The organism is Lysinibacillus sp. CNPSo 3705, assembly GCF_028674935.1.
Taxonomy (GTDB): domain Bacteria; phylum Bacillota; class Bacilli; order Bacillales_A; family Planococcaceae; genus Lysinibacillus.
This window is the reverse complement of record NZ_JAQZSD010000085.1, coordinates 1-14,831: the sequence shown is the minus strand read 5'-3', so window position 1 is coordinate 14,831 and position 14,831 is coordinate 1. Positions and strand designations below refer to the sequence as shown.

The 14,831-nt window shown below is 39.1% G+C and carries 14 protein-coding genes; all 14 read left to right on the top strand.

Annotated elements, in window-relative coordinates:
* The first annotated feature begins 132 nt into the window (after window positions 1–132).
* Window positions 133–966, top strand: a complete 834-nt coding sequence (locus PVA17_RS22430) for an aldo/keto reductase (protein WP_132364370.1) — start codon at window positions 133–135, stop codon at window positions 964–966.
* 792 nt (window positions 967–1,758) lie between these two features.
* Complete coding sequence (locus PVA17_RS22425) at window positions 1,759–2,526, top strand: type III pantothenate kinase (RefSeq protein WP_132364372.1); 768 nt, start codon at window positions 1,759–1,761, stop codon at window positions 2,524–2,526.
* A gap of 21 nt (window positions 2,527–2,547) precedes the next feature.
* On the top strand, window positions 2,548–3,429 hold the full coding sequence (gene hslO / locus PVA17_RS22420; protein ID WP_132364374.1) for an Hsp33 family molecular chaperone HslO: 882 nt from the start codon (window positions 2,548–2,550) through the stop codon (window positions 3,427–3,429).
* On the top strand, window positions 3,413–4,384 hold the full coding sequence (locus PVA17_RS22415; protein WP_132364376.1) for a peptidyl-prolyl cis-trans isomerase: 972 nt from the start codon (window positions 3,413–3,415) through the stop codon (window positions 4,382–4,384). Before hslO ends, PVA17_RS22415 begins: the two co-directional genes overlap by 17 nt.
* 446 nt (window positions 4,385–4,830) lie before the next feature.
* Window positions 4,831–5,760: a cysteine synthase A gene (gene cysK, locus PVA17_RS22410; RefSeq protein WP_132364378.1), complete on the top strand. Its 930-nt coding sequence runs from the start codon at window positions 4,831–4,833 to the stop codon at window positions 5,758–5,760.
* A gap of 307 nt (window positions 5,761–6,067) precedes the next feature.
* Window positions 6,068–7,477: an aminodeoxychorismate synthase, component I gene (gene pabB, locus PVA17_RS22405; RefSeq protein ID WP_483308047.1), complete on the top strand. Its 1,410-nt coding sequence runs from the start codon at window positions 6,068–6,070 to the stop codon at window positions 7,475–7,477.
* Window positions 7,474–8,055, top strand: a complete 582-nt coding sequence (gene pabA, locus PVA17_RS22400; protein ID WP_274069025.1) for an aminodeoxychorismate/anthranilate synthase component II — start codon at window positions 7,474–7,476, stop codon at window positions 8,053–8,055. Before pabB ends, pabA begins: the two co-directional genes overlap by 4 nt.
* Window positions 8,056–8,895, top strand: coding sequence for an aminodeoxychorismate lyase (gene pabC, locus PVA17_RS22395; protein WP_274069024.1), 840 nt, complete (start codon window positions 8,056–8,058; stop codon window positions 8,893–8,895). It abuts the gene before it with no gap.
* 13 nt (window positions 8,896–8,908) lie between these two features.
* Window positions 8,909–9,763, top strand: coding sequence for a dihydropteroate synthase (gene folP, locus PVA17_RS22390; RefSeq protein ID WP_132364384.1), 855 nt, complete (start codon window positions 8,909–8,911; stop codon window positions 9,761–9,763).
* Window positions 9,763–10,128, top strand: coding sequence for a dihydroneopterin aldolase (gene folB / locus PVA17_RS22385; RefSeq protein ID WP_274069023.1), 366 nt, complete (start codon window positions 9,763–9,765; stop codon window positions 10,126–10,128). The genes folP and folB overlap by 1 nt, the downstream gene beginning before the upstream one ends.
* Entirely contained in the window at window positions 10,128–10,649 is a 522-nt protein-coding gene (folK, locus tag PVA17_RS22380) for a 2-amino-4-hydroxy-6-hydroxymethyldihydropteridine diphosphokinase (protein WP_132364386.1), read from the top strand. The genes folB and folK overlap by 1 nt, the downstream gene beginning before the upstream one ends.
* Window positions 10,650–10,812: 163 nt before the next feature.
* Window positions 10,813–11,853 (top strand): tRNA dihydrouridine synthase DusB, encoded by a 1,041-nt coding sequence (gene dusB / locus PVA17_RS22375; protein WP_132364388.1) that lies wholly within the window; start codon window positions 10,813–10,815, stop codon window positions 11,851–11,853.
* Window positions 11,854–12,037: 184 nt separating this feature from the next.
* The gene (gene lysS, locus PVA17_RS22370) at window positions 12,038–13,540 is read left to right on the top strand and encodes a lysine--tRNA ligase (RefSeq protein ID WP_274069022.1); all 1,503 of its coding nucleotides are present in this window, start codon (window positions 12,038–12,040) and stop codon (window positions 13,538–13,540) included.
* Between the two features lie 222 nt (window positions 13,541–13,762).
* Window positions 13,763–14,035: a hypothetical protein gene (locus PVA17_RS22365; protein ID WP_274069021.1), complete on the top strand. Its 273-nt coding sequence runs from the start codon at window positions 13,763–13,765 to the stop codon at window positions 14,033–14,035.
* The last annotated feature ends 796 nt before the right edge of the window (window positions 14,036–14,831 follow it).

Genomic DNA, 14,831 nt, shown 5'->3' with positions numbered 1-14,831 from the left:
AAACTTTGCGTTATTGATCTTAGTTGAACCGCCGTATACGGAACCGTACGTACGGTGGTGTGAGAGGTCGGGAGTTAATCACTCCCTCCTACTCGATTGTTTTAAGGACAAAATAGATAGGAGTGTTGAAACATGGGAAACGTAACATTGAATAATGGTTTAGAGATGCCGTTAATCGGCTATGGCGTTTTTCGAGTACCTGAAGGGGATGACTTGGCGGAGGCAGTAAAAACAGCTATTGCAAAAGGTTACCGTAGCATTGATACAGCTCAAGTATATCGTAATGAAGAAAGTGTTGGGCGAGGAATTCGCGCGGCGATTGATGAGGGCTTAGTAACACGTGAAGAACTATTCGTAACATCAAAGGTTTGGAATGATGGACTCTCCTATGAAGAAACACTTGCAGCTTATGATAGTAGTTTAGAGAAATTAGGACTAGATTATTTAGATTTATATTTAGTTCATTGGCCGGGAATAGATACAAATTATATTAATGTTTATAAAGCGCTTGAAAAAATCTATCAGGATAGACGTGTACGCTCAATTGGCGTTAGTAACTTCCATGTTCAACATTTAGAAAATTTATTAAAGGAAACATCAGTTGTTCCTGTAATTAATCAAATTGAATTCCATCCTCACTTAACTCAAGAGGAAGTTCGTGCATATTGTAAGGAAAAAGGAATACAGGTAGAAGCGTGGTCGCCGCTAATGAATGGTTCTTTATTGGAAGAATCATTGATTCAGCAGCTAGCTTCTAAATATGGCAAAACACCTGCACAAATCGTTTTACGCTATGATGTGCAGCATGGTGTAGTCACAATTCCAAAAACAATGACTCCTGCACGAATGACTGAAAATCTAACGGTCTTTGACTTTGCGTTAACAGAGGAAGAAATGGCTCAGTTAGATGCACTAAATGATGGCTTACGTTGCGGACCAGACCCAGAAAAATTTAATTTTAAATAATTTGAAAGGAGCTACCTAATTTGAGGGTGGCTCCCTTAGTACGGTCGGCAAAACGAGGGGTTGATTTCCGTTCCGGCTGGGCGCTTTGTAGCTGACGCTTCGCTTTCGCGCAGAGCGGGTGGCGTCCGATGAGCCGCTTCACTCGCGATGTGATCTGACCCCCGAGGAGTCGCCCATTCTCCACTTCAATCAACCAATTCACAAAGATGTATTTTCTGGCATGGCCTAATTTATAGTTATAAAACGAAACTTCAGCAATATTGTTTATCTGTGCGTAAATCGAAGCGTTAGCAATAACAGTTGAACAATTTCTTCTCTGTTATAAGTCGCAATATTATACACTTTTGAAATGAATAAGATTTATAAAAATTTACACTATCGCTGATTGGAGTGGAAGGCTACTCGACTCCCGTGGGAAAGCGAGACAGGCGAGACCCTGCACGGAGCGCAAGCGGAGGAAGCGGCTCGACGCTCGCCCACAGGAAAGCGAGTAGCCTGGAACGGAAATCAACTTTACGTTTTAATATGAGATTTAATTTGAAAGAGCTACCTAATATGATGGTGGCTCCTTTTTGGAGTGAGATGAATGTTATTTCATAGAAATAAAAGTGTGGTATCATTTTCTAAAGTGTTTTAACTTTTTTGTGTAGCGCAAATTCCATTCCGGACGCAATAATGTCAAGGATAATTGATCTTAATTTTTTATGCATGAGTATGCATTGTTTTAGTTGTATCAATCGTATAGTGACAGGTACAATTACGATGAAGGGCAATAAATAGGAGGCATCAACCATGATTTTAGTTTTAGATGCAGGAAATTCGAATATTGTATTAGGTGTCTATGATGACAACGATCAATTGGCCTTCCATTGGCGTATGGTGACTGACCTTCATAAAACAGAAGATGAATATGCAATGCAAGTATTATCTTTCTTTCATCATGCAGGCATTTCATTTGAACAGGTTACAGGCATTATTATATCCTCTGTTGTACCACCAATAATGTTTTCGTTAGAAACGATGTGTCAAAAGTATTTTCGTAAAAAACCGCTCGTTGTAGGACCAGGTGTGAAAACAGGACTGAATATTAAATATGAAAACCCGCGTGAAGTTGGCTCAGACCGCATAGTGAACGCTATTGCAGCTCTTGATGTTTATAAAGCACCACTGATTATTGTTGATTTTGGAACTGCTACAACATATTGTTACTTAAACGAAAAGGGCGATTATATGGGCGGTGCTATCGCTCCAGGTATTTCGATTTCAACGGAGGCGCTTTATACACAGGCAGCTAGATTGCCACGTATTGAAATATTGCGCTCTACACATATTGTTGGAAAGACAACCGTATCTGCGATGCAGGCCGGGATATTTTATGGCTTTGTTGGGCAAGTTGAGGGGATTGTTAATCGCATGAAAGCACAAAGTAAGGAAGAGCCTTTAGTAATTGCTACTGGAGGATTAGCAAATTTAATTGCTGGTGAGACGCAAGCTATTGATGTAGTCGATCCGTTTTTAACATTAAAAGGCTTATATAAGCTATATAAACGCAATCAATAAGAAATGAGGGACATTTCATTTATGAAAGACTATTTAGTACGAGGTTTAGGGTTCAACGGACAGGTTCGTGTTTTTGCAGCTTGTACGACAACAACTATAGGAGAAGCGCAACGTCGTCATAATACATGGCCTGTTGTGTCGGCAGCCCTTGGTCGTTCTATGACTGCTGCGGTGATGATGGGTGCTATGTTAAAAGGTGAGGAAAAAATCACGGTAAAAATTGAGGGGAACGGTCCAATCGGTCCGATGGTAATTGACAGTAACGCGCACGGTGAAGTACGCGGTTTTGTAACAAACCCCCACGTTCATTTCGATTTAAACGAGCACGGCAAGCTTGATGTTCGAGCAGGTGTTGGGACAGAGGGCTCATTAACAGTTGTAAAAGATCTTGGTTTGAGAGACATGTTCTCTGGACAAACGCCAATTGTATCGGGTGAAATTGCTGAGGACTTTACTTACTATTTCGCTACATCAGAGCAAGTGCCTTCATCAGTTGGATTAGGGGTTTTAGTAAATCCTGATAACACAATTCTAGCGGCTGGTGGGTTTATCCTTCAATTAATGCCAGGCTGTGAAGAAGAAACAATTGACGAAATTGAGCAGCATCTTGCTACTATAGAGCCTGTTTCAAAAATGATTGAAAAAGGTTTTACACCGGAGCAAATTTTAGAAGCTGTATTAGGAAACGGTCATCTGCAAATTTTAGATTCCATGCCGGTAGAATTTAAATGTCAATGTTCAAAAGAGCGATTTGGTGCAGCGATTTTAGGGTTAGGGACACACGAGATTCGAGAAATGATTAAAGAGGATGGCGAAGCAGAAGCACAATGTCACTTCTGTTTAGAAACATACCACTTCTCAAAAGAAGAGTTAGAAGGATTCATCGATGAGCTCAACGCGTAATCGACGACCTTTATCCGCTGAAACACCCAACCAAACGCCCTTATTGCAACGTCGTCTGAAGACAAAACCTGCATTAACAGTTATGGCAATTTTATTATTAGGAAATATTTTGTGGTTTATAACTTGGCTCATTCCTAATAAAGACCAGGAAATTGGTAGCGACGAGCAAGTCGCTGCCGTTGATGGGGATATTATTACACGTCAAAAGTGGATGGTTGCCATGGAAGAACGCTATGGTAAAGAGACGCTACAAAATTTAGTGAATGAATCAGTGATGGAAAAAGCAGCCGAAAAGTTTAACATAAAAGTAACGGATAAGGAGATTGATTTAGAGTTAGCCTTAATGCGTTCTGCCCAAGATAAATTTGATACTGCAATGCAAAACCTTTCATCAGAGCAACTGCGACAAAAAATTCGCTCACAGCTTATATTGGATAAAGTACTGACAAAAGATGTGGTTATAAAAGAAGGTAGTATTGAAAAATATTATGAGGAAAATCAGGCACTGTACAACACGAAAACAAGTTATCGTACGAATTTTATAGAAGTGAATTCAAAAAAAGCAGCTGAGGAAGCATTAAGTGAAATAAAAGCTCCCGCTGATTTTTCGGTGCTAGCACGTGAGGTTTCAGTAGACAGTGCTTCAGCTAGCTTAGGCGGAGATATTGGTTTCCTCACAGAAAAACAGGAAAACGTTGATCCTGCCATTTTAAAAGCAGTGAAGGCTTTAAAAGCAGATGAGGTTAGTAAAGCATTTAAGCTTGCTAACGGTCATTACGGAATTGTACAAGTTCAAGAGATAACAGAAGGACAATCCTTTACATATGACGATGTGAAAGAACATATTGAACGTGAGCTTGCGTTAGAACAATTGCCACAACATGTTACACCGGAATCATTCTGGTCTGAATTCAATGCGACTTGGTATTACGGAGAAGCGAAAAAAGGTAAATAACAGATTGCTCTGAATGAGTATCAACTATGCCTCGGCATAATTACGTCCGGAATCGGCTACCGATTCCGTGACATGCGCCGGAGGCTTTAACTTCTTTCAGCTCACCGTCTATAGAGGTGGGAGACTTCTGTATTTGTTGCTTCGCTTTCGCTCCATAAATTATGTGCTGAAAGAAGTTCAAGAATCTGCAAGATATCTGCGGGAAAAGTGAGCCAGGGAAACCCTGCAGACGTTTAGCGTCAACAGAGTAATGGCCACTCCGGGATATTGAGCAGATTTTTGTTTCCCTTCATGCGTCAATATTAGCCAATAACCTTTGACGTAGGTGAAGCAATAAATATTCTGAAAATATAAGTTATATTTATTGACAATCGAATGGAAAAATTGATAAAATCAAAAATAAGTAAAACCTATAAAATTAGTAGGGATTAGGAGTGGATTGATAAATGAGTAGATTAGCAAACTCGGTAGCTGAATTAGTAGGTAAAACGCCAATTGTTAAATTAAATCATGCAACAGGTGAAAACGAAGGTACTGTTTATGTAAAATTAGAATATTTTAACCCAGGTAGCTCAGTGAAAGACCGTTTAGCTTTAGCGATGATTGAAGCGGCAGAAAAAGACGGTACATTAAAGCCTGGTGGTACAATTATTGAACCTACTTCTGGTAACACGGGTATTGGTCTAGCGATGATTGCTGCGGCTAAGGGCTATAAAGCAATTTTAGTAATGCCGGAAACAATGAGCTTAGAGCGTCGTAACTTATTACGTGCATATGGTGCAGAGCTTGTATTAACACCTGGGCCAGCAGGTATGAAAGGTGCGATTTCTAAGGCGGAGGAATTAGCTGCTGAGCATGGCTACTTCTTACCACAACAATTCACGAACCCAGCTAATGCAGTTGTTCACCGTTTAACAACAGGTCCTGAAATTGTAGAAGCATTTGAAGGTTTAAAATTAGATGCATTTGTTGCTGGTGTTGGTACAGGTGGTACAATTACGGGTGCGGGTGCTGTGCTAAAAGAGCAGTATCCAGAGATTGAAATTATTGCTGTTGAACCAAAAGATTCACCAGTACTTTCTGGTGGCCAACCAGGGCCTCATAAAATTCAAGGTATCGGTGCTGGCTTCGTACCTGAAGTGTTAGATACAGATGTGTATTCTACTGTATTCCCAGTTGAAAATGAAATTGCTTTCGAGGTAGCACGTAAAGTAGCACGTGAAGAAGGTATCTTATGCGGTATTTCATCAGGTGCAGCTATTCATGTTGCGATTGAAGCAGCAAAACGTTTAGGTAAGGGCTCAAATGTTCTTGCGATCGTACCTTCTAATGGGGAACGTTACTTATCAACACCTTTATATCAATTTGAAGACTAATCCAATTATTTGAACGTTAAGGCTCCTTAAACGAGGAGTCTTTTTTATTTGTTAAAAAATCTAATTCTATTTTCAAACTATGGATTAGATGTTTCGTTCGCAAAAGAGGTGGAGTGCGTCTTGCTCCTTCGGTTCTCCAACTTTTTTTCGGATGTAAATAGGCGCTTTAGCATATTTGGTTATCACCGATCGGATGTAGAAACATTCGGTAATCAAATTTTAAGTGGCTACCTGAAAAATATTCGCTTCCAAGCAATATTCAAGTTAAGATGGAATCACATCATATGACTTAAAGGGGAATAGCGATTTGAAGACAATACTGACGAAAACAATATCGATGGATGCAGACTCGTTTTTTTATAGTTATAAGAAGCAAACAGAAGCAGAGCAAGCACATGTATTTTTAGAAAGTGGACGTGGAGGAAATTTTACAATAGCTGCTTGGAATCCACTAGCTACAGCACAATCGATCGAGAACGGTTTACTTGTAAATTGGAGAAATGGTGAGACTGAAAATTTAAACGGTGAACCTCTTGCTTTGTTAGAGAAATTAGTAGAGAACTATCACATTGCATATAATTCTGAGCTTCCTGTTTTTCAAGGTGGGGCTATTGGGTTTGTAGCATACGATTACGCTCGTAAAATTGAAGTGTTACCTCATACTGCTGTAGATGATTTACAGATACCAGATATTTATTTTTATATTTTTGATTGCTGGGCAGTACACGATGTGAAAACAAATAAAGTAACGCTTATGAAGCTAGCTGATTGCCATGTAGATTTGGAAGAATGGTCTAATGCGTGGCAAGGGGCAGCACAAGAAGGATTGCTTACACGAAAGTTTGAAAAAACAAGCGCTGTTGAAATAGTAAATGACGAAAGTGAATTGTTAGTATCATTTGCGGGGACTGCCTTTGAGGAAGCAGTAAGTAAAATTCAAACATACATAGCGCAAGGCGATGTATTTCAAGTGAATTTGTCGGTACGTCAATCCAAGAAATTAAACGCAACTGCAATGGATGTATATGAAGCATTACGTGCATTTAATCCTTCACCTTATATGGCTTATATAGAAGCGCCGAATTTTGCAGTTGTTTCAGGTTCACCTGAGCTTTTGGTGAAGCGTCACGGTAATGAGTTATCTACTCGACCAATAGCTGGAACACGTCCAAGAGGAAAATCCGAGGCTGAGGATTTAGCGTTAGCGCAGGAATTGATAGATAACGATAAGGAACGTGCTGAACATGTAATGCTTGTTGATTTAGAGCGTAATGATTTAGGGAGAGTATCTACATATGGGACTGTTGAAGTAGATGAGTTCATGGTGATTGAACGCTATTCACACGTGATGCATATTGTTTCCAATGTACGAGGAGAAATAGCTGAGGGAAAAACCAATGCAGACGTTATCCGTGCCATGTTCCCAGGAGGGACAATAACAGGTGCACCTAAAATTCGTACGATGGAGATAATTGAAGAATTAGAACCTGTAAGACGAGGGTTATATACGGGTTCAATTGGCTGGCTAGGTTTTACAGGTGATATGGAATTTAATATCGTTATTCGCACAGCATTTATTAAAGATGGAGTAGCGCATATTCAGGCAGGAGCAGGCATTGTTATTGATTCTGTTCCGGAGAGAGAATATCAAGAATCCTTAAATAAAGCGAAGGCGATGTGGCAGGCAAAGGCAATGGCAGAGGAGCGAGCAAAATGATTTTAATGATTGATAACTACGATTCTTTTACGTATAACCTTGTACAATATTTTGGGGAATTTGGACATGAATTAGTGGTCAAAAGAAACGATGTATTAACGGTGAAAGATATTGAGCAGCTTGCACCAGATATGATTGTTATTTCTCCGGGGCCATGTAGCCCGAATGAAGCGGGTGAAAGCCTGAACATTATTAAGTATTTCGCGGGAAATATTCCGATTTTAGGCGTTTGCCTTGGCCATCAAGCCATTGCTCAAGTATTCGGAGGGAATGTTATCCGAGCTGAACGTTTGATGCATGGTAAAACGTCACCTGTGCTACATGCTGAAATAGGTTTGCATAAGGGGATGCCAAATCCATTTGCAGCTACTCGTTACCACTCCTTAATTGTAGAAAGGGAAACGTTACCGGCATGTTTTGAAGTGACGGCATGGACAGAGGAAGGCGAAATTATGGGCATTCGCCATAAGGACTATCCCATTGAGGGAGTGCAATACCATCCTGAATCGATTATGACGGAGCGAGGTAAAGAGCTTCTGCGCCAGTTTATAGATTTGTATGTTGGGGGAGCGAAGTAAATGCTGTGCTGGATGAATGGAGACTATATAGTGGCGCAGGATTTGCGTATTTCACCATTTGATCATGGATTTTTATACGGGTTAGGCTTTTTTGAAACGTTTCGAACGTATAAGGGCAAAGTGTTTTACTGGGAAGCACATATGGCAAGGTTGCAAACCGCGCTTTCTCAATATCGTATTCATATGCCGTATACGGAAGAGGAATTATTAAAGGTTGTTCAGCAATTAAATGAACAGGCTAATGGACAAGATGGGTATTTCCGTATAAATGTCTCGGCTGGAGAACATAGTATCGGATTGCAGCCTACTGACTATAGACAACCGAATGTTATTGTTTTTCGCAAAGAATTACATGATACACCTCGAGGTATGGAAAAAAACGCACAGTGGCTTGTGACACCGCGTAATACTCCTGAAAAAGGGCTTCGAGTGAAATCGCACCATTATGGCAATAACGTTCTTGGACGTTTTGAGATGCCATCTTTGGCGCAACAAGAGGGCTTCTTTTTAACGGAAAATGGCTATGTTGCTGAAGGTGTAACATCAAATATCTTTTGGGTGAAAGATGATATACTATATACGCCTTCTTTAGAGACTGGCATTTTACCTGGAATTATCCGAGCGTGGGTAATTGAGCGAGCACAATCTTTAGGGATTGAGGTAAAAGAAGGCTTCTTTACTAAAGAGGACGTAGAGCAAAGTTCAGAGTGCTTTATTACTAACTCTATACAAGAGCTTGTTCCAATTTTTAAATTAGAGAGCACGCAGTTATTAGGCAATAAAGGGCCAGTTTATTCGCGTTTACATGAAGTATTTGTCAATGAAGTGGAACAAGAATAAGAGGAGAGTTAACATGCTTGAAAAATATACAACACCATTAACGATTAACGGGATCACGTTAGACTATACAGCAGAAACTTTTGTGATGGGTATTTTAAATGTCACACCAGATTCATTTTCGGATGGAGGAAAGTACAATAACGTTGAAGCTGCCGTTGCTCAAGCGAAAAAAATGGTAGCGGATGGCGCTAAAATTATTGATGTTGGCGGAGAATCAACACGCCCGGGTTATGAACGTATTTCCGATGAAGATGAGATTGCACGAATTGTACCAGTTATTCAAGCTTTAGTAGCGGAAGTGCCAGCGGTTATATCAGTTGATACGTATAAAGCGAACGTAGCCCGTGCAGCCATTGAAGCGGGTGCCCATATTATTAATGATATTTGGGGAGCGCAAGCTGAACCCGAGATCGCACAGGTTGCTGCGGATTTAAATGTACCGATTATTTTAATGCATAATCGAGAAAACACTAATTATGGTACTGATTTCTGGATGACGGCAAAGGCTGACTTAGAGAAGAGTATTGCTGTTGCTCGGAATGCAGGTATACCAGATAATCATATTATTTTAGATCCAGGCATAGGCTTTGCGAAAACTACTGCTCAAAATATTGAAATGATGCAGCATTTAGAGGATTTAGTAGCAATGGGTTATCCTGTTTTGCTAGCGACTTCACGTAAGTCAATGATTGGTAATGTCTTAAAGCTGCCTGTTGAGGAACGTATAGAAGGTACAGGAGCAACAATCGTTTACGGTATTGAAAAAGGTTGCCATATGATTCGTGTACATGATGTAAAGGAAATGGCACGCTCTACACATATGGCTGATATTTTAGTAGGTAAGCGTATTTATAAGGAGGAAGCGTGATGGACTATATTCATTTAAAGGATATGCAGTTTTACGGCTATCATGGCGTTTTAGCGGCGGAAACAACACTTGGCCAACGCTTCCGTGTCAATGTTTCACTTGCTATAGATATGACAAAGGCTGGGGAGACGGATGATTTAAATCATACGGTGAACTATGCTGAGGTTTATGCGTTATGCCGTGATATTGTAGAAGGAGAGCCGTTCAAGCTTATTGAAGCGCTTGTCTCGAAAATAGCAAACAGTATTTTAGAAACATACTCAGAAAAGGTAAAGGGGGTTCGCGTGGAGCTTATTAAACCAGATCCACCAATCCATGGCTATTATAAAGAAGTATCGGTAGAAATAACGCGAGGTGATTACTAATGAATGATGTGTATTTATCAATCGGTACAAATATGGGAGATCGATTTGAAAACTTACAACATGCTGTTACCCTTTTAAAGGGCAAAGAGGAAATTGAAGTTGTACACATTTCATCTGTTTATGAAACAGCTGCTGTAGGCTACACGGATCAGGCAGATTTTTTAAATATTGCTGTTCATATTAAAACGAGTTACTCATCTTCCGAAATGCTGAAAATTTGCCAATGGGTTGAAAGTGAACTTGGGCGTGTTCGTGAATTTCGATGGGGCCCTCGCATCATAGACCTTGACATTCTACTCTACAATCACGAAAATGTTGAAACAGAGAGCTTAATTGTTCCGCATCCAAGGATGTATGAGCGAGCTTTCGTATTAGTACCATTAATAGAAATTACGCCTACACCAGTTGGACAACAACTGCAAAGGGCACATGATATAATGCAACGGATGAATTGTGAAGAGGAAGGCGTAACTTTATGGCGAGCATCAGCAGAGCTGAAAATTTTGCAGTCCGTTCATTAAGTTCCTATCCAATGGTCAAAGATAATGGGTGTATCGGCTGACTAACATCTACAGGCAAAAGCCAAATTCGGATACCATCATGCTGAGGCATAATTGATTTGAGTAGCATTAACAATTGATATATATGGAATAGGTGAAAACCTATAGAAGGAGGAAAACAGCGTTGAGTCAGACAACTGAGAAGCCGTTTCAAATTGGCGATATAGTCATGGACAACCGTGTTGTATTAGCACCAATGGCAGGAATCTGTAACTCTGCTTTCCGTTTGACGGTTAAGGAGTTCGGAGCAGGGCTAGTATATGCAGAAATGATTAGTGATAAAGGGATTGTCCAGAAGAACGAAAAAACACTAGGCATGCTTTATATCGATGAGCGTGAAAATCCACTTTCATTGCAAATTTTTGGTGGTGATAAAACAACGTTAGTGGAAGCGGCTAAGTATGTAGATGAAAACACAACTGCCGATATTATCGATATTAATATGGGTTGCCCAGTTAATAAAATTATTAAATGTGAAGCGGGCGCCCGTTTACTTTTAGATCCGAATAAATTATATGAAATGGTAGCGGCTGTTGTAGATGCAGTAAAAAAACCTGTCAGCGTGAAAATGCGTATTGGTTGGGATGACGAGCATATCTTTGCTGTAGAGAACGCACAAGCTGCCGAACGTGCCGGTGCTTCAGCGGTAGCTGTTCATGGACGTACACGTGTACAAATGTACGAAGGAAAAGCAAATTGGGATTTCATTCGTCAAGTGAAGGAAAATGTAAAAATCCCTGTGCTTGGTAATGGCGATGTAGAAACCCCTCAAGATGCAAAACGTATGCTTGATACTACTGGGGTGGATGCAGTAATGATTGGACGCGCTGCGCTAGGCAATCCATGGATGATTTATCGTACAGTGCAATACCTTGAAACTGGCGAGTTAAAGGAAGAGCCAAGTGTACGCGAAAAAATTGATGTGTGCTTGCTACACTTTGAACGCCTTATGCAATTAAAAGGAGAAGGTGTGGCGGTACGTGAAATGCGTAAGCATGCTTCATGGTATTTAAAAGGTATTCGTGGTAATGGTAAAGCGCGTAAAGCGATTAACCAAACAGAGACTGCGGTAGAGCTTCGTGCGCTATTAAATGGAATCGTACAAGACTATGAAGAGCTTGAATCTAAATTAATAGTACCAGAAGCAAAAGAATTAATTCTTTAATACATTAAATAGACGTCTCTCTGTTCGTTTTGAGACGTCTATTTTTCTGCTAACATCAATTTTTAGAATTATTAATCATTTTTTCTCTTATGGAAATTAAAACGAAACAGATGATTACAACAATAAAATTGTGTACAATAGAAATATTATGGACGTAAACGCAACGCGGACAATTTAATAAGGAGTGAAACAAGTGTCAAACATAGAAGAATTAAATGATCAGCTTTTGGTGAGACGCCAAAAAATGACGGCTATTCGAGACAATGGTCAAGATCCATTTGGTAGTCGTTTTGAACGTACGCATTTATCAACAGAAGTGCGTGAACAATTTGCAGATCAAACAAAAGAGCAGCTAGAAGAAAACCTACAAGAGGTAATTATTGCGGGTCGTATTATGACGAAACGCGGTAAAGGAAAAGCTGGCTTTGCGCATATGCAAGATTTAGGTGGCCAAATTCAAATTTATGTTCGTCAGGATCATGTTGGCGAAGAAGCATATGAATTATTTAAACAAGCTGACCTAGGTGATATCGTAGGTATTCGTGGTAATGTATTCCGAACACAAGTAGGAGAGCTTTCAGTCAAAGCTGAAGAATTCACATTCCTATCAAAAGCTTTACGCCCTATGCCAGAAAAATTCCATGGCTTACAAGATGTTGAGCAACGTTATCGTCAACGTTATTTAGATTTAATGACGAATGAAGATAGTAAAACTACATTCATTACACGTTCTAAAATTATCCGTGCTATTCGCAATTATTTAGATAATGCAGGATACTTAGAAGTAGAAACACCAATGCTTCATACAATTGCTGGTGGTGCAGCGGCTCGTCCGTTTATTACACACCATAATGCACTTGATATGGAATTATATATGCGTATTGCAATCGAACTACATTTGAAACGTTTAATTGTTGGTGGACTAGAGAAAGTATACGAAATTGGTCGTGTTTTCCGAAATGAAGGGATTTCAACACGCCATAATCCTGAATTCACAATGATAGAGCTGTATGAAGCTTATGCGGATTACAAAGATATTATGTCTCTAACTGAAAACCTTATTGCTCATGTAGCTCAAGAGGTTTTAGGTACTACTACAGTTCAATACGGTGAAGATGAAATTAATCTTGCTGTAGGCTGGAAACGAGTTCATATGGTAGATGCAGTAAAAGAAGCTACAGGTGTAGACTTCTGGCAACCAATGACTAAGGAACAAGCTCAAGCGCTTGCTAAAGAACATGGGGTAGAAGTTAAAGAAACACATGAGGTAGGGCATATTATTAACGAGTTCTTCGAGCAAAAAATTGAAGAGACTCTTGTTCAGCCTACATTTGTTTATGGTCATCCAGTAGAAATCTCACCTCTAGCAAAGAAAAACCCAGAGGACGAGCGTTTCACAGACCGTTTCGAACTATTTATCGTTCGTCGTGAGCATGCAAATGCCTTTACAGAACTAAATGATCCAATTGACCAACGTGAGCGCTTTGAAGCTCAGCTAGCTGAAAAAGCAGCTGGTAATGATGAAGCACACGAAATGGATAATGATTTCATTGAAGCATTAGAATACGGTATGCCTCCAACAGGTGGATTAGGAATTGGTATCGACCGTTTAATCATGCTTCTTACAAATTCGCCATCAATTCGCGACGTATTATTATTCCCAACAATGCGTCATACTACTAAGTAATAGTTTTAAAAGGTTATCTTGAATAAACAGGAGTCGAGGTGCAGAACAAGCACTAAGACTCCTGTTTTCATCTTCTGCAATGAAATAGTCAATATTTAAAAGTTTAAAAGAATTAAGTAGAGTATTTAAATGATGAATGAATTTAAGGTATACTTTTAGAGTTCTATAATTTGCAGATTAAATAGAAATAGACATTATCAAAAGTTTTATTGGAGGCTTATAATGAATTATAAAATCTTTAACAAACAAGTATTTGAACAGGCACAAGTACGCTCAGTTTCAGATGTTCTGTTCACTGAGGAAGAGCTTGAACATGGTATGAAATTGGCGGTTTCTAAGGCAGATCCAACGCTTACTTTATATTTAGTGGATGTAAACGGTCAGAAGAAATTCGATGTCCGTTGGGATGATTCCTCTGAAATTTTCAGTGGCTGGTATTCTGCGTGGGATAATTTCAATTGGTGCCTAGATGTAGCTGATAAACAAAATAGTTGATTTTTAGATTTAAGTTTAACTTCCTTCAGCAATTGTTTTATTTTACTAGTAAAAGAAGCGTCAGCTACAATTGATTTTTGTGGTAGAACAATAAAGTTATAAGTAACAAACATGAATAGCTAGGAGTCAAGAGGTGCAGGAGAACCACCTTGACTCCTTTTTTTCATGGTTGAGTATTCGCTAGGGCAATGGCCGTTCCGATGTGTATTTGATATCTTTAATGCTTACAAGGGAAGCTTAAGAAAGGATCCTTACTAATATAGATACTTTTCTTAATGTAAGTTAAAGCTTCTGGAGGATTTCATATGCCGAGGCATAAAATTGATTTTATTGAGATTTATGAGAAAGAGATGTATAGTAAAACAAATAAAGAGGTAGCTAGAAGATTATAAGAATTATTTAGTGCTCGAAAAATCACAAAATAGCTTACTAATTCTATATTTATAAAAAAAGATAATTATATTGTAAAAAACACTTGCGGTTACATAGGAATCGTGATAAATTATTACTTGTCGTTAAGACGACGTAAGAAAACGAAACGGATTCAAAAAACACTGAATAAAGATGTTGATATTGAAAACGTAGAGTGATATTATATAAGAGTTGCTGCTTTTGAAAGAAGTATTAAAAACTTCTAAAAAAGAGTTGACAACAAAAACAAGAAATGTTATATTATAAAAGTTGTTGAAACAAATGACAACGAAATGAACCTTGAAAACTGAACAAGCAAAACGTAATCAATAAAGTTTTTAGTAACTAACCATGAGTTAGTGAACGAAACGAAATTTTGGACATC